The following is an 18,614-nucleotide window of genomic DNA, read 5'->3' as shown; positions in this document are numbered from 1 at the left end:
AAATTCGATTCCAGTCGCTCCAAAGTGCAATATATAGACGAACTAGACCATTTCGATCTATATATTGTTCATTGAAAGTCGCTTATTGGATTTTTGCAAAATCCTCTATCGAGTCAGTGCTTTGAAAATCGCCGCTTCAGCCAAAGAAATGGACGTAAAGGGATATACAAAAAATGCAGCTGGCGAGGCAGTGGAAAAACGGCCGAATCCCCCGTAGAAGGAAACAAACGGCTGATGAGGTACCATAGTCTGTGTCTTGGCTCTTTTAAGGAAAGCAAGTAAGTGCGGCTGACCGGCTGATGGGCAGCCGCCGTGTTTCTGGTCATGACTTGGCTGGAGGCGACAGCTGGAGTAATGGGGGCACAACGGGTAGCAGTGCTCATCGGGCTATGGTCGTCGTTACTGGCATCTTCCGTGATGCTAGTAACGCCACTGGTGGCAAGCATGGCTGCTTCGCCACAGGTACCGCATACTGAAGGAGCGGCCTCCGCTTGCTCCGCCAAAGCTCTGCTGTGCAGCGGCTCAGATGGAGCAAGCCTACCTGTACCCGACCCGTGGGCAATCGGGTACGGTGCGGGAACGCTGGCCTGCATGAAGGCCAGCGCGCTCAGCGCGAGCCTGTGCGCCTGCCGGGTAGCCGATGCCGGACACATCGGCTCCGGTATCGGCGTACCCAACAGCGCAGCGGCGAGTGCCCAAGCCTGCCCGCCAGCAGGCAGGCCCCCGTAGCGGCGCATCATCGGCAGTAGCGCCTCCCAATCGACAGCACATACCGCAAGCCTGTCGATGTCAACCAGCCAGCGCAGCCTGAACCAGCCGTGACGCGCACCATGCGCACTCAAGTACAGAAATTGATGCTCGCTGCCAAGCGTATACATACAGGACGTCATCACAGTCCTGTTGTCGGCAGGTCCCAACGGTACCTGCCGACTGGTTCCTGCAGCTTTGCCCATTTTCCGGCAGTTCCACAGCTCGTCAAAAGAGGGTTCCCCACCCCCATCCGGGTGAAGCCGCCAATGCAACTCAATCTCTACCCGTTTTTGGGGATGGAGGTAGGATGCATGATGGTCCTTCCATTTCCAACTACCAAGGACACGCACTTCTCCGCTCTTGGACGCATATCCGGCTTCCTTCATCCAATGCTCAGCCTCATCCATATCGTCAGGGGCAATGAGTAAATCGATATCCTTGGAGGTACGCAGAGAAACATCCCCGTACAACTGCTGCGCCAGAGCAGGACCCTTCAACATAAGCACACGAATTCCATGAGCTATGAGCAGCCTGGTCAGACGCTCGGCTTCTGCTTGAAGATGGAGCATGCGAAGCGTGTTTCGATGATACTGCGCCTGAAGGTTTCGCAACAATTCTGCGGGAATGAACGGATGATTCAATGTTTTCAGTTGGAGATACACCGTAGGTACCACTCGATGGTGCTCGGTCAGACGTAAAAATCGGACCCAATCCATCTCACGCAGTTGGGTAGCAGCAGTCTTATCCTGCCAATGAGAAACGTCTTTCCCCAATAGAGAGAGTAACAACGTTATTTCTTGATCCTCATTCCAATTCGCAAGTTCCAAAACAGACTTGGTGGGCATGCATTCTTCTCCTTCTTGTCTCATCGCATTAAAGCAAAGAACTGCCTTTATCTTTCATTTTTTGTATCTGTAGCCATCACAGCACGTCTCCCGAATATCCCCACCACCGTAAATGCTTCCATCTCCCGTTTCCCCGTAACATAAATCGGTCCGCTACGTACCCATGCATGTGCGGCCAAGCGTCCAGCGGCATTTTTGGCTGTGCCCAGATACAGCGTGCAGTCCAGTTTTCTGCGCCCCAGCAACGTCATCGCCGCAGCGGCTTGTACAAGACAACTACTGCGCCAAGGAGTATAACGGCTTGCCAGCTCCACAGCGTGCGAAATCTGCTGAATGGACTTCTCCTGCCTGACATCACACTGCCATGGAGTTTCTTCCATACATATGCCCCAAACCCTTGAGTAATCCCCAAAAGAACGACGCTGGCGCAGCCTCGCCCATCCCAGCTCCAGCCAGGCTTCCGGCAACAATTTCCTGACCTCTGGAGACAGGAGAAGAAGCCGTTGTATCCGCATGTTATACCGACTCCCGTAGAAGCTTTAACAGTCCTTCCCGCTCCAACTCAGCCACAAAGGTATGTACCTGCTGTCTGCACTGTTCCTCGTCCACCTCATATTCATTCGTCAGGACAGTTACGATATCGCCAAGTGAAGGACCGGATTCTGCCAGTTCCCAGATTCGTCCTCCTGTGAAGCCTAAGTTATAATATTTACCAGTGTTAATGCTCATCATCACTTTTTCTCCGTCCATATCACTGACATAGACCTCTTCACCGTAAATGACGCGATAATGGTCCTTAGCTGAATTAGTGGCTGCCATAACTCTTTTCCTCCTTACGAATGATATCAAGTACCCGTTGTACAACCTCGGATGCAGTAAAGACGGAACTATCCCTCAGCAGCCGCCAGCCCTCTACTTTACGAGCCATCCTAGCCGCTGTATCAAACGACCATTCACTCAAACCCATTCGCGGAATAATCACCCTACGATATGTATGTTGTAGTAATGTATGCAAGCACTCCAGAACGTTCAAGGGCTGTTCCGTAACCGCCACTAGCTCCCCTTCGCGCATCAACGCACGGATTGGAGAATCTGCCACAAGCTCGAATACGCCCCCTAAGGGCAGCGGATCGTTAAAAAATTCATCTACGGCGGGTACAGCATATTTATTCAGCTCACCTGCAAGCATACGCAGATCACTGTATTGTGGCATTACAGAATTGCCATCAGTTAGGGACCGTATGTTATTTCTTTTGCGTGCATGCTTGTTCTCCCGTAAAGCCTCCAGTTGGAGCAAGCTATCCAACCCCAGCTTTTGCTGCGGATAAGCTGGATACACGATGGCTGAGGAAGCCGTAGCTTTTACAGCAATCACGTCATCACTAACCATCTGATAACCTGCCTGCCTAAAAGCAGCAGCCAGTGTCGATTTGCCCGTACCCGATTCACCCACAAATGCATAGGCCCTCTCCCCGATGACGACCGCACTTCCGTGAATAGGTAATATTCGTCTTTGCATCAGCAGAACACCCATGCATGTACCCAGCACAAACAGCCGCACGGTGTCAGGATCGGCCCCGGAGAATATGCTTACCTCGATCTCCTTGCCTTCCCTGACGGCATAAATGGCCGTGCCTGGTATTTGGAACATAAATCGCTCATCTAGCATCACAAAATTGGCCTGCTCCAGCTGACCACTCCATGCAGTTAAATCAGCCTGTCGAATGACTACATCCTCTACTGCTTCCGGTGCTGCCAGGATCAGCTCAGGCAGATTCAGCTCACTGGCAATTCTGAGTCCAAAGGCTATATATTTCGTCCAACTGACATTTGCACTCCTGTCATGCACGATAGGACTCACTCCTCTGTCCTTAAAAATCCCGTCTTTATTTCTTGGGCAGTACCTCTAACCCGAAGAAATAAAGACGGCTTTGTATTGAATACGAGTCCAATGGATTATGCTATTCTCGTTCATTCAGTCGTTATCGGACCAGTTTTTTTGCTTCCAGCCCAACATCGGCTGCATGTATAACCATGTGTTAGCTTGGATTATGAAGATCGGCATCGTGGTCAGACACCCAGTCAATCTGTTTCCAGCCTTTACCCGCCATAGTCTGGTTAATATCCAGCACCTCTATCGTCGGTTCCTGCCATTCTTTTTTACTCATCTCATCACCTCCCCTCCAACGAATGGCGAACTGTCTGACCGGATAGGTTCGATCAGTTCAATCTACAGAGAAAACGGTACACGATCAGGCTATGCATTAGTAGTCGTATATTCGGATCAGACGCCTGCTCAGGGCGGGGGTGGTGAAGTTTCGCCATAGCCGTCTTAATAAACTCAATATTGAGATATTCGGCGGCTCGTAAATCATGACACATCAGTTGAAGCTCTCCCATAAACGTATCCCAGCAAGGAAGCATTCGATGTAACCAATCTGCAGGCTGTACACCGCGTACCCGCTGGTTCAACCGAACATCATCAGGTAGATGATCACGCATGGCCGTACGAATGAGGGCACGGTCCCGACCGTTTTGCACATACTGTTCAAAAGGCACCGATAAGCAAAAGCGAATCACTCGGCTGTCTCCGGTCGGATCACGTTCCCACAGGCCATACCGTAGTGAAAGTTTGGTCGCGACCACACCATTTTTGTTAGCAATCGCCAAATTCGAAAATTTCTCTTTTCTCGTCTGATCGGCGTTTTTCATCCAGCCTGTTCCGCTCAATACAGGAATATCTTCTACATGCATCCGTTTGGCAAACTCCGGGTGGATCAGTGAAGGAACGGGACTTCGATTGCTACGCCGCAGCCATGAACGAGATTCAAGCGAAGTCGCTTTTTTCAACATCACAGGGAGTAGATGAGACATACGCCTGCCCGTAAGCTTGCTGTACCGCCACAACCCCTGAAAGGATTGCAACCAGTGCAAACGACGAAACTGCCGGGCATAATAGTCTAGTGCAGGGCCCCACGATACGGTAAAATTGCCTCGTGCCCCGGTCAACAGTACACCGACATTGTGCTCCTGTGCTTTTTCATAAAAACCTCTGATCCAGAAGGAGTTTTCAAAATATTTGTAGGGTGCTTCCATGAGTTCCAGCCAAATATCAATTTCAGAAAACGGACTTTTCCCCTCAAAATCCATATAATTTTCGTGAATGTTGCCTACATAGCGAGCCGTAGACTGAATATAGCTTCGTTCGTTCGCCAGCAATGTAGGCGGTGTCCAGTCTGTAAAATCTTGAACAGGCACATAGCTGTAGGCATGCAGCGGCTTTTGTTGCAGGTGCAGCGATGGCGCGGCAAAGCTGGCAACCGCCCCGGAATCCAGCCCTCCGCTCAAGGCAGCCCCTACAGCACGATGCGTCCGTAGTCGGGCAGTGACCGCCTGTGTGAACACCTCGCGGAAAGCTTCTATGTACTCGCCCCCTGTTTTGAGCCGCAGTGGCTCTACCTCATCCAGACATGCATATTTATGAAGGGTTCGCTTCCCCTCCTCCATAGTGAACCAATGTGCAGGAGGAAGCTGGTTGATATGCTTGTATGCAGTCGTTCCGATATCGACGGATTCCTGCATGGCACGGATGGACAAAAATTCGGCTAGCCACGGTTCATGCAGTTCTTTTCGCAGAGAGGACAGGGCCAAAAGTGGAGCGACTACCGTGCTAAACGCGAATCCTCGGTCATGTTGGTAGATGTACAGCGTACGATTTCCTGTCATATCTCGAGCACCATATAATCGATGTTCCTTGGCATCCCAAATGACAAAGGTAAAATCACCTATCAGATAACTGGCTGCTTCCACTCCCCATTTGTCATATGTCAGCAAAATCAGCTCGCTGTCCGTGATATCTTGCCGCCGTTCCTGCTCAACTCCCAGCCGTTCAAACAGCTCGGAACGATTGTCAATAATCGCATCCGCCGTGATTGCCAAATCTCTTAGCTCATCATAGAAGGGAAGACGCTCATGAACAGATTCTGGGGTCACATGCTGGGCATGACAACCCAAAAAAATAGAGCCTTCGCACCAAGCGCATACGCGGTCAGCGGGATATTTTCGCAGGGCTTGCATCATTTTCCCGCCTTCTTCGGTGCTTACGGACTCATGCCCAAAGCTATAGATTCCGGCAATCGCACTCACGTTCTTCCCCCTTTTTCTTTTCCTATGCTTGATAACGCTACAGACGCCAAGCGCCCGAGCTTACGGGCAAAGAGGCTGCGAGATCGGAGACTTTGATTTGGGCGTTGATAGCTTTGGAGCTGAGCGATAAGACGGTTCCGCTCCTCATAGCTATGTGCCAACCTGTTTTCCAGTGATTGGATCCGCCGATCGTTCACGATCTGGTCCACCTGCATCCTTGCCGGATCTTGAGGTGCAACATGACAGGTTGCATTTATCACGAGTTCTCTGTTATCTGCATCTTGTTCTTCCAGCATCCGATAAGCTGCTTTCCATTCAAAGCCGCTTTGTTGGAGAAATTGTTGTGTACGTTGACTCAGCAGCTCTATATCCGGCTCATCTTCAAAGCGGACTCCAGTCATCTGCTCAGCCTGCTCCAACGCTTCCGCGTAACCAAGCTGCCTAAACATGCGGGACCCAATGCTTCTGCAATACAGCTCAATTTCCGTTTTACTCAACAAATGTTGCCAGCTATGTACCGAATCCTGATGCGCCTGCTCATGCTCTCCTACGAATGGATCACCCGCTCCCATACTATAAAAAAGACTGGATTTGGGCGTATCCGCAAAGTCTCCGTACTTTTCCATCCCTGGCTCATACTTGATCCCCAGAAAACTGCACAGCTTCTCGATCTCCATCGTTGGATTGGATACGAGTTGTTCGTACCTAAGCGGGTATGCAAGTGGATGAGGTGTAGCAAAATAATGAGCATAACGGAACAAACCAACCGTAATATCCGTCATTTTCATATTAAAATGCGGACTCCCCAGTTCCTCCAGCAGTTGAAAACGTCCATTCCGTAGCTGATTGACCTTTTTGAATGAGGCCACAATGGCCAAAGGATTACGGATAAGCCACAGCCTGCGGGCAGCAGGGAATAAACGGTCTATAAATTCCAGCACCGTATAGTAACGCGGGGATTTGTCGATAAGCATATCTGCTGTAGTTCCTTGAAGCAGACCATTATATATTTCAAGTGCATACGAACGGGAGGCCTGCTCCAATACGTCGGAGGGAACCATGCCTTTAAAAAATTGCCGGAGTATCCCTGTTCCTCCATATGGCCGTGCCTGTGACTGAGGAAGATCATATAAACTGAGCAGAAACCACATTTCCTGTGTGGCAAACAGGCGGGAATGGTTTTGCAAAATGGCGGTAAGCAGCGAGCTTCCACTTCGAGGGACACTCAACAGAAATACCAGCCCTCCGCCTTGCTTTTCAATCAAGCAAACTCCTCCTCTACCTCTGCTCAAGTCCCTTTAATAGATACATATCGTATTTTTATTATAAATTTATGATACATATTGTATCTTGTCAATCCCTTTGATGGATAAATTCAGCACTTCACGTTCATGTTAAACCATATGTAGATCTATAAGTGCAACAATCAGCCTGTAAATAAAGATTTTGCTGCATGTTAGCCAAAGGAGGATAGCATTATGGGACAAGCTGTTAAAGGTACTATTACCATTGAAGGTCAGGAAATTCCTATCACCAACCCGGATAAACCACTGTGGCCTGAAGCAGGCGTGACTAAGGCGCTATATCTTCGCAAGCTCGCGGTATTGGCTCCCTTCCTGCTCAAATATTGCCATCATCGTCTGCTGACCGTCATCCGCTGGCCACATGGGATTCACGGTGATTTTTTTTATCAGAAAAATGCCCCACGTCCTCGGCCGGACTATATTGAAACCGCTCTGCATGATGGTATTGAATATATCGTGCTCGGCAAATTGCCACAACTTCTCTGGCTTGGTAATCAAGCTGCGTTGGAATTCCACCCCTCTCTGCATGAAGCGGGAAGCAAGCTGCCCTGTGAATGGATGATTGACCTTGATCCATCCAGAGAGGTGGAGCCACGTATTATGGAGGCAGCCTCTATTGTCGGTGAAGTACTGGCTTCGCTTGGTTTGGATTCCGTCCCCAAAACTTCCGGGGCCACAGGTGTACAAATTATCGTTCCGATCCGTACAGGCATAACCTTCGACGAACTTCGCAGCATCGGGCTATTAGTTGGACAGTTTGTGACAGAAAAGCACCCGCATCTGTTCACACTCGAACGGTTAAAGAAGGATCGGGGAACAGCCATCTATTTTGATTATTTGCAGCATTATCAAGGGAAAACTCTGGCCGCTCCTTATACCCCGCGGGCACGCCCCGGCGCTACGGTCTCCACTCCGCTAACATGGGAAGAGGTACGGCAAGATGTATCACCACTTGACTACCATTTGCTGAATATTGAGGAACGACTAAACCAGGTAGGCGACTTGATCGACAAGGTTCCTCCCCAGCCCGTAGAAGACGTCCTCAAGCATATGCGCACCAAGGCACACCGAACCTGATCCATGCTTGGAAGAACAAAAAAGGGGACGAACCCCGCAGCCATTAGGCTGAGAAATTGTCCCCTTGCGCTAGTGTATTCCTTTTTTCTTAAAGCGTCCGCCCTTCACATCGTGAATGTTACCGATCGCAACGAAAGCGTGCGGGTCCCAATCTTCAACGATGCTCTTCAGCTTCGCTTCCTCCAGTCGGGTAATGACGACGAAAATCACTTTCTTGCTTTCGCCCGTAAAGCCGCCTTCACCTTCCAGATAAGTTACGCCCCGTCCAAGACGATCCGTCAGGGCATCCCCAATATCACGGTATTTTTCACTAATAATCCAGACCGATTTGGACTGATCCAGACCTTCAATCGTAATATCAATCATTTTCATGGCGATATAATAAGCAATCATGGAATACAGGGCATTCGGCCAACCGAACACAAAACCTGCACTTCCCAGAATGAAGATATTAACAAACAGTACGATCTCACCGACCGAAAAAGGAGTTTTTTCACTGACGAGAATAGCTACGATCTCTGTTCCATCCAGCGAGCCGCCGGACCGAATCACAAGACCCACCCCAACGCCGAGAATGACGCCCCCAAAGATAGCACCCAATAGTGGTTCGCCAGGAGTCAATGCACTTACATTGTGAAGTAACGCGGTACCGATGGACATCACGATAATGCCGAATAATGTGGATAAAGCGAAGGTTTTACCGATTTGTTTGTATCCGATAAGTAAAAATGGAAGGTTCAACAGGGTCAGGAAAATACCGAGTGGATAGCCAGTAATCTTGGAGGCCATAATGGAAATACCTGTGACGCCTCCGTCGATAACGCCGTTAGGAACCAGAAATATTTCGAGGCCCACTGCCATAAGCGTCGCACCAAAAATAATCATGGCCGCACGCTGAAACAGGCGTTTTGCTTTGTTCTTCGGATTAGCTGGAATTTTGCTGATCTTGGTCAACTCTCCGGTTACATCTGTGATTTCAGACAGATTTTGAACTTCCTTGCTCACTACACTCATATATAAATCCCCCCGTTACAGTATGGTATATTGGACCGAAAAAGGGGCTGCTATTCGCAGTCCCCTCTCCTTTACCGCGCTTGTGTTATATGAATAGTATACCATAAAACTGTGATTTTGCGCAAAAAAGTTAGCAAAGAGCACATAAATCACAATAAAGCGGGATTATATCGATAAAAACGGCGAAAACCGCCTTTAAAGGAGTGGAGAGAGCATACGAGTTAGAATTTCAGCTATTTTCTGAGATCGAGGCCGTCTGCGGAACACGTTTAAATCTATGCGTGAGGAGTTGGAAATGTCCTCTACAAAATCTTCCGAAAGCCGTTCCAGCGCTGAATTAGCAAAAACTATAGCGGTCAACTCAAAATTATAGAAAAAGCTGCGCATGTCCATATTGGCGGTCCCGACCGAGCCGAGTAAATCATCGACAATCACCACTTTGGCGTGAATAAATCCTTTTCGATATTGGTAGAACTCCACCCCTGCCTCCAGCAGTTCTTGCACATAGGATAAAGACGCCAGATGAACCAGCTTCGAATCGGATTGGTAGGGAATAATAATTTTCACATCTACACCACTGACTGCTGCCAGCTTGAGCGCCTCATAAATCCCCAGATCGGGAATAAAATACGGCGTCGTAATCCAAATCCGCTTTTTGGCAACTGTGAGCGCTCCAAAACACATTTCCTGAATCGTATCCCAAACCTGATCGGGACCGCTGCTCAAAATCTGTACTTCCTCATCCCCGGTGCAGGTATGTGGAGGAAATAAATTCACATCCATCAGCCTTTCCCCTGAGGCCAGCTTCCAGTCGCTAAGAAATGCATTTTGCAGAAAATAGACGCTATCTCCTTCAATCTGCAAATGCGTATCCCTCCAAAATCCCACTTTGGGGTATTTTCCGAGATAATCGTCGCCTACATTAATCCCCCCCACAAATCCGATCATGCCGTCCACTACCACGATTTTCCTGTGATTGCGATAGTTAATCCGGCGGTCCAACGTGGCGAAAAACGGAGGTAGAAAATAATGAAATTCCACTCCTGCCTCACTACAGGTACGAATAAAGGAATAGGGCAAATGGTAGCTTCCTACACCGTCCACAACGAATCGTACCTTTACTCCCTCACGTGCCTTGCGGATCATGACCTCTTGAAACTTTCTTCCGATTTCGTCGGCCCGAAATATGTAAAACTCCACATGGATATGATGTTGTGCATGTTCCATCGCTGTCAGCATAGCCTCGAAGGTTTCTTCACCGTTCGTCAGCACACGTGTGCGATTACATCCAGTCAACGGGTTTTCCGACATACGAATTAACTGGTTAAACAGTCGCTCCTGATGCTTGAAATGAGGATTATGCATTTGCTCCACGTGTTCAATCACCTTGGATTGCGCCCACAGACGCTCGCGAAACTCACGAAACAGCTGCGATCCCCCTTTTCGAACCATTTTGCGCTTCTGATAATCCTGTGCAACAAAGTAGTACACGACAAAGCCAATGAGCGGGAAGCAAAACAAAATAAAAAGCCAGGCTACCGCTTTGGACGGCTTGCGAAATTCAAAGAGCAGGATCGTCCCGGTCTGAAAAATAAAAACAATTAAAACCAACAGCAACCACAGCATGTCTAAGCCTCCTTATATATCTCAGGATTTTGCAAAATCCTCATCTACGTTTTATACTAAGCTCCAATTTTTTTGACATGTTTGCCTCTTAAGCTGAATAGATAGTAACCAAGCACTATAGGAGCGATGTCCGGAAAGGAGCGATTATGAAAAAAGGAAGCCTAAATCGCCGGATGACCCTGCTTGTTATTCGGGATGCACAGCAACCGCCCAAGCAGCTACAATGCTCTACAGCCGCTGTCATTCTCGTCCCAACTCTTGTGATCGCGTCTATCTCTACACTCGTGATCGGGCTGCAAATCCGTTCTTCCCATATTATCTCCCAAATGGAAACGAATCTTGCTGTCCAGAGTTTGCAGATGGAGGTCACGGTAGCGGACAAGGATGCAGCCATTGGGCGACTACGGCAGGAAGTCATGGAGCTGACGAATCAAGCCACCAATATTCGTGAACGCCTTCAGCGTGTAACGGAGCTGGAACAGCAAATGCAGCAATTCATTCGTAAACACGGAAACTCATCTGCCACAAGTAACCATAAAAAGACCATGACGCCGCTCTCCTGGGATGCTTCCGGCCATATCGGGGGCGAGCTGATCGCAGTGCATGAAAATACTGCCCTCCTAACTCGCCAGGCAATGGATGATTTTCAGGAGATCGAATCTCTGTTGGACACGGTGGAACGTACGGTTCCCCGCTCTATTCAGCAAGCAAATGCCGTACAGCAGAATCTGGAGCGCAAACAAGCCGCACAGCTACTCCAGACTCGTAGACTTGCTCTTGCCGAGCAAGGGAATCCCTCCGTTTGGCCTGTAGGTTCACGGCGAATGACCTCCAGCTTCGGCTATCGCAGCGACCCTTTTACAGGCAGATCTGCCTTCCATTCAGGCGTGGACATTGCCGGACAAACCGGTGATCCTGTCTATGCAGCAGGAGCTGGCACCGTCTTGGAGGCTGCTTCTAGCGGAGCCCGCGGCAAGTGCATCATCATCCAGCATCCTGACGGACTCCAGAGCTGGTATATGCACCTGAGCGGCATGCAGGTGGCTCCGGGGGATCGTGTCCACAAAGGACAGACCATCGGTCTGCTGGGAAGTACCGGGAGAAGCACAGGACCTCATCTTCATTTTCAGATCGTCAAGCATAACCAACCTGTCGATCCATTACTGTATGTACAATGAGGATTTTTGAAAATATTTACAATAAAAGATTGGGGGAAAACCATCATGTTCAAGGAATCCAAAAAAAAGCTCTCCGCCCCAGCTATGGATACACTGCTCGCTAATGGCACCAGCTTTGAAGGTACAGTTGAGGCAGAGGCCAATATTCGGATTGACGGTCATTTTCAGGGCGATATCCGCAGCACTCGTACTGTCGTCATTGGAGAATCTGCTGTTGTACGTTCGGATATCATCGCACAAGACGTCATTCTTGCCGGTAAGGTGTTTGGCAGCATTACTACAGAAGGACGACTGACCATTACGCCGACAGGTGAACTGTACGGAAATACCGCGACCACTGCATTGGTCATTTCTGAAGGCGGTATACTGGACGGCACAATTCAAATGAACCGAACAAAGGATGTAGAGTTGTCAACTTCTACGGATGAGTCAAACGACGAAACCCAATCTAGTTTCAGCAAAAACAAGGAGGATAGCCAAGCCGCTCTGCAATCCGAAGCAGGATAAAGTCAGTATATACTCCTTTAAATCCAGTGCATTCTCCATTCATTCCATAATATCCTCCACTCTGCGTTCCAAAAATAATTGGTACACCTTGCGTATGACGATTTTTCCGCACATATACAATGGAATCACCAAAATGATACCCAGAATCCCGAGCAGGTCGCCACCAACTAACAGTAAAATAACGACAGTCAACGGATGAATATCCAGCTGCTTGCCAAAAACTATAGGTGACAGCCAATTATCCTGAATTTGCTGTGCAGCGATCACCACGACCAGGGACCAGAGTGCCATCGAAGGTGATTCGAGTAATCCAATAATAACCACAGGTATAGAAGCAGCCACTGCCCCCACATAGGGAATAAAATTAAGAAAAATCGAAATAACGGCAAGCAGCAAGGCATAAGGCAAGCCAATAATTAAAAATCCAAGAAACATCATCACACCCAACGCGACATTAATCAGCACCCGACTCACGATAAAGCTGCTGAGTGCACTATCGATATCTTCCATAACCTCCAATGCGTCCTTGTGATATTTTTTTGGAAAGAAGTTTAGCATTTTAGGGCCAAACTTGCTCCCTTCCTTCAGCATGTAATAGAGCAATATTGGAAAGGTAGCCAATACAATAAAAAAGTAGGACACGAACGATACCAGCTTTACCGAATAATCAGACAGTGTCGAAAAAGCTTCGTTCAACGTATCTGACAGTTGTGACAGCGGGTCTTCACCCGGAGGCAGCACTTGTCTCAAGGATTGATTATGCCGCCATTGGCTCAATTGATCAACCAGACTTTTAATGAGCTTCGGCGCATTTTCAAATAAATTGGTAACTTGATCACGCAGCGTAGGCCACACACCCCATGAGAAAACAAACAATAACACTCCAATGACCAAATAAATCAGCAAGATGGAGATAGATCGTTTGATTTTTCTCCGTTCCATTACATCTACAATCGGCCTCAATAAATAATAGAGGAAAAAAGATAGCATCAACGGTACAACCAGCAAGCTGACCAAAGATACGAGAGGACTGAATATAAAGCTTACTTTGGTGCCCAAGTAAATGATGAGTAATAGCATGACAATACCCGTAGTCAGACGAAAAAAACGATTATTTTGCAGCATATCATGCGGCCCCCCTCTATTCTGTTTCTCTCTACCTCTTTAAACGCAAAATGACCCTATTGATTGATTCTTGCTGAAAATAGATTACAATATACCCCTGCACGCAGAATGTGTAGTAAAAATGACATAGATACAGGATAAAATAGTCTTAAATGAGGATTTTGCAAATTCCTGAAATAACAAAAGGACGTCCAAATGCTAGGCATTTGAACGTCCTTTGTGTTACTCTATGGCACTTCGATTTAGGTCGAAACATCCCGTTTTACGAAAACCACCCAGGCAATGGCGATAAAAATCACATAATAGGCGGCCAGCACGGTGAGCGAAAAGGTTAGACTGGAACTTACCGTACCCGGCGGCATATCTAAATATTTTTTCAGATCCATATGCGTAAATAGAACGTATTTGGTCCATTCAAAACGATCTGTGCTGAACAAGCCAATCGTGTTATAAACTGTTTTGGTGAACATCATGAACAGTGACAGCCCAATCGCCAAGGCACTGGAACGGAAAACAGCGGACAGCATAAAAGCAAAGGCCATCGTCACGAATAAGGCGATATAGCTATACAAAAAGTTCAGCGTTACATAAGATATCGGATCACTGAACAGTGGAACAGAACCCGCTGGTGCATCCTTGGACAACATCAGCCATGAGGACAGCGTAACCATCAAGATCAAAATGATCGTTCCGAGCAAACTGAACAAAATCACGGATAAATACTTGGACAACAATATTTTGCTGCGAGTCCAAGGTCGGATGAGCAGCAGCTTAATCGTTCCCCAAGTAAATTCACCAGCCACCGAATCAGCGGCTACAATGACCGTAAACGTCGTATTGAGGAAAAATGTAAACAACGTCGTCAACGCAATCCCATCCCACACACTGACCTGATCGGAAACCAGGGAAATCAGCATCGGAATCACAGCAGTGATGACCGCCAGCAATCCCAGCATAATCCATGTGCGCACACGCAGGTAAATTTTCAGATTTTCGTTATGTACCAGCTTGAAGAAATCACCCAATGACCCCGCCTCCCGTCACTTCCAAAAATTGATCTTCCAGCGTACGGGCAACCGGGCGAATCGCATATACTTTAATGCCATTTGCAGCCAGCAGGCTGTTCATCTCTGCAATCTGTTCCCGCTCCAGGTGAAGCAGCAGTTGATTACCTTCGACGCGCCCTGCTCCAGCAAGCGCATAAGCTTGTTCGGCATCATTTACCTCAAAAGCAATTTCCGCCTTCTGCACTTCCTCCCCTGTATTCTTCAGTTGCTTGATATCAACCAGCCGTCCGCTCTGAATAATAGCTACACGGTCGCACATCAGCTCCATCTCGGACAACAAATGGCTTGATACGAATACAGTAATTCCTTCCGTACGGGTCAATTGACGCAAATAATCCCGCAGTTCACGAATACCCTGCGGGTCCAAGCCATTGGTCGGCTCGTCCAGCACAAGCAGCTTCGGTCGATGCAAAATCGCCTGAGCTACCCCAAGTCGCTGCCGCATCCCGAGCGAGTAGGTTTTTACTTTATCGTGAATCCGATTTCCGAGTCCCACCAGACGAATCGCTTCTTCCACGCGCTCTTGGGTCACCCCAGGAGACATTCGCGCAAAATGCTGCAAATTTTGATAGCCTGTCAAAAACTTGTACATCTCCGGGTTCTCAACAATCGCGCCGACATGGGCAACGGCCTTTTCAAAATCGGTATTAATGCTGTCTCCACAAATATGAATATCGCCCTTGCTGATCGAAATCAGGCCAACCATCATACGGATGGTGGTCGTTTTTCCCGCACCATTGGGTCCAAGGAAACCAAATACCTGCCCCGCCGGAACCTCCAGCGTCAGATCATCCACGATCGCTTTTGAGGAAATGATTTTACTCACACCCTCCATACGTATGACGGGAACCTGTCCTGTCGCTTGCTGCATGCTTTGAAACTCCTTCCATCCGGAGTGAAGCTGTGATCCATTTTACTGTACATTTCCGGTTTTGGAAGTATTGTACCATATTTAACCTTTTAGAAACACCACGCAACCTCTATTCCTTGTCCTTGTATATCCAAAGCACCCGCCACTTCTCATCTTCCTGCGTCACATAACAAGGCTGTACGATATCAAAATTACCGAATCGGGTCTTGTAATGCTGAGTGACTGTAATACGGTAAACTTTCCCTAACTCTTCTCCATTCTGATCGGTACGAATGTCATATTCAGCCTGCGGCTCCCCCAGTTCAAACGTGAACGTATCCGTCCCCATATCCTGCATAAAAACGTGCGCACGCTGCTGTACATACGTGGACTTCTCGAATTTCTTTTTCATTTGCGAATGAAAAAGCTCCCATGAGCCTCCGAAATTTCCCGATTGCTCCATAGTGTAGAACTCGTTCAGTGCTTCTACCGCTTGATCGCCCTCGCCTGTAGACATCACCCCATGCAGACCCAGCCACAGCAACCATAACAATCCACATATGATTGCAAAATATAATAGCTTACGGACGAACGCCGAAGCCGCTCTCCTTCTAAACAGCACACATTGCCCCTCCCTCTGTTGGACTATACCGAATTCTCTACAGATGTATGTGGGACAAGCCTTTTTTAGAAGACTTTATAAGAAAATAACGGGTGACCTCCCAATAGGGCACCCGTCTACATAAGGCTTACCTAAGGCGATATGGCCTCGGTAAGCATGTGCTTCTCCAGCACTCCATGGATACGCTGGCGTTCCTGCTCATCCACAATGTAATAATACACACCGTTGATTTTACGCCCATGTCCCTTCAGCTCAACGGTATCCGTCTGCTTGAGGGACGGACCGATCCGGGTCAGGAAGGTGGTCATATCGTCAAAGGTAATGTCTGTGCGAATCTGCTCCCCCGCTGCCTCCAGTATCGGTTTTACCCTCAACAGCCCTTCCTTGCTGATGGACTGGGCAAGAATTTGCTTGAGTAGCTCCCGCTGGCGAGCATTTCTTCCGAGATCCCCACGTGGATCATCAAAACGCATACGGGCGTAGGCCAACGCCTCAGCCCCGTTCAAGTTCAAATTACCCTGCGCAAAATGATGGCCCTCATATTGAAAATCAAGTGGGTTATGAACCTCGACTCCCCCCACAAGGTCCACCATTTTCGCAAACCCTTCCATGTTCATCTGTACATAGTAATCTATCGGATGGTTCAAAAAATGCTCTACCGTACGGATCGACATATCCACGCCCCCAAAAGCAAAAGCGTGATTGATTTTGTCCTCACGCCCCCTGCCGATCAACTCTGTTCGCGTATCACGTGGGATGTTGAACATCAACATAGAGCCTTCGGCAGGGTTAACAGACAAGACGATCATCGTATCCGATCGTCCTGGATCGTGAGGCCGCCGATCTACGCCCAGTACCAGCACGGTGAACGGCTTGAACTGGGAGATGGCTGCCGGATTGGGTGTACTTGATCCAGAGTCTGTATCTACGGATCGCCCTGCTCCGCCCGTTGCAAGGGTAGAAACCGCCCCAGGCTGCACGATGCTGCGCGGATGATACATCGCATTCGCCGCTGTTTTAAAGGAATGATACACATAAGCGGTGTAGGCAGTAGCCCCTACGACCAATAACGCCGCAGCCCCCAATGTCATCTTCAGCCATCGTTTCATATGCAGCCTCCCCTTTACGGATTTACTACAGACTGATAACGATCTACATCCAGATTGTTCATCTGTGGCCTACCGACAGAATAGTATGCAAAGGGGGATTGTCTGATTTGCTCCTCGCTGTACACATTGCGTCCGTCGATCATAATAGGATATTTCATAAGCTCATTCAGCTCACCCAACCCGATATCACCAAACTCTTCCCATTCCGTCAATAGACACAGTGCGTCACATCCCTCTGCCGCTTCTCGTGCGCTATCTGCCCACGTTACTTCCGAGCTGTCCAGCAGTCGGCGGAAGTTAGCGGTAGCGATCGGGTCATATGCACGAATTTGCGCCCCTGCCTCCAGCAGCGACTGCATAATATCCAGCGCCGGGGCATCTCTTACATCATCTGTATTCGGTTTAAAGGCCAGCCCCCATATGCCAATCGTGGATCCTTCCAGATCACCCAGCGCCTCTTTTAGCTTACGAATCACGTTAAAACGTTGCCCCTGATTCACTTCCACCACAGATTTCAGCAGCTTGAATTCATAGTCCACGTTACCAGCAATTTGGATCAGAGCTTGTGTATCCTTGGGAAAACAGGAACCCCCATAGCCGATACCAGCAGACAAAAAGGAGGAACCGATCCGCTGATCCAGCCCCATACCGTGTGCCACGCGTGTAACGTCTGCGCCCACCTTTTCACAAATATTTGCAATCTCATTAATAAACGAAATTTTGGTCGCCAAAAAAGCATTCGACGCGTACTTGATCATCTCCGCCGAACGGATATCCGTGGTTACGATATTTGTCGTCAACGGTTCGTGCAGTGTAGTCAGCACAGTGGACACATGCGGATCGGAAGCTCCGATGATGATTCGATCTGGCTGTAGGGTGTCTATGACTGCTGAACCTTCACGTAAAAATTCGGGAACCGAAGCCACACCAAACGGATAATTTGTGCGGCTCGCAATCCAATTTTGAATACGTTCGTTCGTTCCGACAGGCACCGTGCTTTTGGTGACAATTATTTTGTAGCCATTCATGGCGTCTGCCACCTCGCAGGCGGCTTCTTCAATATAGGACAGGTTCGCTTCTCCGCCTGGCAGCGAAGGCGTACCGACCGCCAAAATAACAATTTCGGCTGCCTCCACCGAAGCAGCCGTATCTGTTGTAAAGCTTAGTCGGCCTTGTTCTACATTATCTTTAATTAGAGCCTTTAATCCCGGTTCATAAATCGGCACCCCACCTGCACGCAGCTGATGAATTTTGTCCTCATTCTGATCTACACAGACGACGGTATTCCCGAGTGCGGCAAAACAGACCCCCGACACCAGCCCGACATACCCTGCACCAATTACACATAACTTCAAAGCAACTCCCCCTTTTACATCTGTCTCATTGCATCCTGC

18 protein-coding genes are annotated in these 18,614 nt (G+C 48.5%); 3 read left to right on the top strand and 15 right to left on the bottom strand.

Annotated features, from left to right (window positions below; all coding sequences use genetic code 11):
* Positions 1–113: 113 nt before the first annotated feature.
* The 7 genes from NSQ58_RS20085 to NSQ58_RS20055 all read right to left on the bottom strand — a co-directional run bounded on the left by NSQ58_RS20085 (position 114) and on the right by NSQ58_RS20055 (position 7,006).
* A complete protein-coding gene (locus NSQ58_RS20085) occupies positions 114–1,595 on the bottom strand; it encodes a nucleotidyltransferase domain-containing protein (protein WP_341058101.1) in 1,482 nt (493 codons plus the stop codon).
* A gap of 47 nt (positions 1,596–1,642) precedes the next feature.
* On the bottom strand, positions 1,643–2,110 hold the full coding sequence (locus NSQ58_RS20080; RefSeq protein WP_341058099.1) for a lasso peptide biosynthesis B2 protein: 468 nt from the start codon (positions 2,108–2,110) through the stop codon (positions 1,643–1,645).
* Between the two features lies 1 nt (position 2,111).
* Positions 2,112–2,414, bottom strand: a complete 303-nt coding sequence (locus NSQ58_RS20075; RefSeq protein ID WP_053324868.1) for a lasso peptide biosynthesis PqqD family chaperone — start codon at positions 2,412–2,414, stop codon at positions 2,112–2,114.
* Positions 2,401–3,444: a dephospho-CoA kinase gene (locus tag NSQ58_RS20070; RefSeq protein ID WP_071559033.1), complete on the bottom strand. Its 1,044-nt coding sequence runs from the start codon at positions 3,442–3,444 to the stop codon at positions 2,401–2,403. Before NSQ58_RS20070 ends, NSQ58_RS20075 begins: the two co-directional genes overlap by 14 nt.
* A gap of 190 nt (positions 3,445–3,634) precedes the next feature.
* On the bottom strand, positions 3,635–3,763 hold the full coding sequence (locus tag NSQ58_RS20065) for a paeninodin family lasso peptide (RefSeq protein WP_023987454.1): 129 nt from the start codon (positions 3,761–3,763) through the stop codon (positions 3,635–3,637).
* Positions 3,764–3,815: 52 nt separating this feature from the next.
* Complete coding sequence (locus NSQ58_RS20060) at positions 3,816–5,741, bottom strand: asparagine synthase-related protein (RefSeq protein ID WP_075153896.1); 1,926 nt, start codon at positions 5,739–5,741, stop codon at positions 3,816–3,818.
* Entirely contained in the window at positions 5,738–7,006 is a 1,269-nt protein-coding gene (locus NSQ58_RS20055; RefSeq protein ID WP_104411498.1) for a sulfotransferase family protein, read from the bottom strand. The genes NSQ58_RS20060 and NSQ58_RS20055 overlap by 4 nt, the downstream gene beginning before the upstream one ends.
* Positions 7,007–7,219: 213 nt before the next feature.
* Between NSQ58_RS20055 and ligD the strand changes: the two genes are divergently transcribed.
* Positions 7,220–8,122: a non-homologous end-joining DNA ligase gene (gene ligD / locus NSQ58_RS20050; RefSeq protein ID WP_013309189.1), complete on the top strand. Its 903-nt coding sequence runs from the start codon at positions 7,220–7,222 to the stop codon at positions 8,120–8,122.
* 69 nt (positions 8,123–8,191) lie between these two features.
* Here the strand turns inward: ligD and NSQ58_RS20045 are convergent, their stop codons facing one another.
* Positions 8,192–9,136: a YitT family protein gene (locus tag NSQ58_RS20045; protein WP_023987451.1), complete on the bottom strand. Its 945-nt coding sequence runs from the start codon at positions 9,134–9,136 to the stop codon at positions 8,192–8,194.
* A gap of 195 nt (positions 9,137–9,331) precedes the next feature.
* Entirely contained in the window at positions 9,332–10,762 is a 1,431-nt protein-coding gene (cls, locus tag NSQ58_RS20040; RefSeq protein ID WP_028543093.1) for a cardiolipin synthase, read from the bottom strand.
* A 146-nt stretch (positions 10,763–10,908) separates the two neighbouring features.
* Between cls and NSQ58_RS20035 the strand changes: the two genes are divergently transcribed.
* Both NSQ58_RS20035 and NSQ58_RS20030 read left to right on the top strand, forming a co-directional pair.
* A complete protein-coding gene (locus NSQ58_RS20035; protein ID WP_023987449.1) occupies positions 10,909–11,940 on the top strand; it encodes a M23 family metallopeptidase in 1,032 nt (343 codons plus the stop codon).
* A gap of 45 nt (positions 11,941–11,985) precedes the next feature.
* A complete protein-coding gene (locus NSQ58_RS20030) occupies positions 11,986–12,447 on the top strand; it encodes a bactofilin family protein (RefSeq protein ID WP_053324862.1) in 462 nt (153 codons plus the stop codon).
* Positions 12,448–12,486: 39 nt separating this feature from the next.
* Here the strand turns inward: NSQ58_RS20030 and NSQ58_RS20025 are convergent, their stop codons facing one another.
* The 6 genes from NSQ58_RS20025 to NSQ58_RS20000 form a co-directional block, all read right to left on the bottom strand.
* The gene (locus NSQ58_RS20025) at positions 12,487–13,572 is read right to left on the bottom strand and encodes an AI-2E family transporter (protein WP_023987447.1); all 1,086 of its coding nucleotides are present in this window, start codon (positions 13,570–13,572) and stop codon (positions 12,487–12,489) included.
* Positions 13,573–13,814: 242 nt separating this feature from the next.
* Positions 13,815–14,597 carry an ABC transporter permease gene (locus tag NSQ58_RS20020; protein WP_071559036.1) on the bottom strand — a complete coding sequence of 261 codons (783 nt, stop codon included), beginning with the start codon at positions 14,595–14,597 and terminating at the stop codon, positions 13,815–13,817.
* Complete coding sequence (locus tag NSQ58_RS20015; protein ID WP_023987445.1) at positions 14,590–15,510, bottom strand: ABC transporter ATP-binding protein; 921 nt, start codon at positions 15,508–15,510, stop codon at positions 14,590–14,592. The genes NSQ58_RS20020 and NSQ58_RS20015 overlap by 8 nt, the downstream gene beginning before the upstream one ends.
* A 109-nt stretch (positions 15,511–15,619) precedes the next feature.
* Complete coding sequence (locus NSQ58_RS20010) at positions 15,620–16,111, bottom strand: hypothetical protein (RefSeq protein ID WP_023987444.1); 492 nt, start codon at positions 16,109–16,111, stop codon at positions 15,620–15,622.
* Positions 16,112–16,242: 131 nt separating this feature from the next.
* Positions 16,243–17,220, bottom strand: a complete 978-nt coding sequence (locus NSQ58_RS20005; RefSeq protein WP_023987443.1) for an LCP family glycopolymer transferase — start codon at positions 17,218–17,220, stop codon at positions 16,243–16,245.
* Between the two features lie 14 nt (positions 17,221–17,234).
* Complete coding sequence (locus NSQ58_RS20000; RefSeq protein ID WP_264454058.1) at positions 17,235–18,575, bottom strand: UDP-glucose dehydrogenase family protein; 1,341 nt, start codon at positions 18,573–18,575, stop codon at positions 17,235–17,237.
* Between the last annotated feature and the right edge of the window lie 39 nt (positions 18,576–18,614).

The sequence above is a fragment of the Paenibacillus sp. FSL M7-0134 genome (assembly GCF_038007865.1).
Lineage (GTDB): Bacteria > Bacillota > Bacilli > Paenibacillales > Paenibacillaceae > Paenibacillus > Paenibacillus polymyxa_B.
This window is presented reverse-complemented; position numbering and strand designations above follow the sequence as displayed.

Coding starts and splice junctions, on each gene's coding strand:
- NSQ58_RS20085 (WP_341058101.1), bottom strand. CDS start 1,595: ATGCCCACCAAGTCTGTTTTGGAACTTGCGAATTGGAATGAGGATCAA.
- NSQ58_RS20035 (WP_023987449.1), top strand. CDS start 10,909: ATGAAAAAAGGAAGCCTAAATCGCCGGATGACCCTGCTTGTTATTCGG.
- ligD (WP_013309189.1), top strand. CDS start 7,220: ATGGGACAAGCTGTTAAAGGTACTATTACCATTGAAGGTCAGGAAATT.
- NSQ58_RS20030 (WP_053324862.1), top strand. CDS start 11,986: ATGTTCAAGGAATCCAAAAAAAAGCTCTCCGCCCCAGCTATGGATACA.
- NSQ58_RS20005 (WP_023987443.1), bottom strand. CDS start 17,220: ATGAAACGATGGCTGAAGATGACATTGGGGGCTGCGGCGTTATTGGTC.
- NSQ58_RS20065 (WP_023987454.1), bottom strand. CDS start 3,763: ATGAGTAAAAAAGAATGGCAGGAACCGACGATAGAGGTGCTGGATATT.
- NSQ58_RS20045 (WP_023987451.1), bottom strand. CDS start 9,136: ATGAGTGTAGTGAGCAAGGAAGTTCAAAATCTGTCTGAAATCACAGAT.
- NSQ58_RS20015 (WP_023987445.1), bottom strand. CDS start 15,510: ATGCAGCAAGCGACAGGACAGGTTCCCGTCATACGTATGGAGGGTGTG.
- NSQ58_RS20025 (WP_023987447.1), bottom strand. CDS start 13,572: ATGCTGCAAAATAATCGTTTTTTTCGTCTGACTACGGGTATTGTCATG.
- NSQ58_RS20080 (WP_341058099.1), bottom strand. CDS start 2,110: ATGCGGATACAACGGCTTCTTCTCCTGTCTCCAGAGGTCAGGAAATTG.
- NSQ58_RS20075 (WP_053324868.1), bottom strand. CDS start 2,414: ATGGCAGCCACTAATTCAGCTAAGGACCATTATCGCGTCATTTACGGT.
- cls (WP_028543093.1), bottom strand. CDS start 10,762: ATGCTGTGGTTGCTGTTGGTTTTAATTGTTTTTATTTTTCAGACCGGG.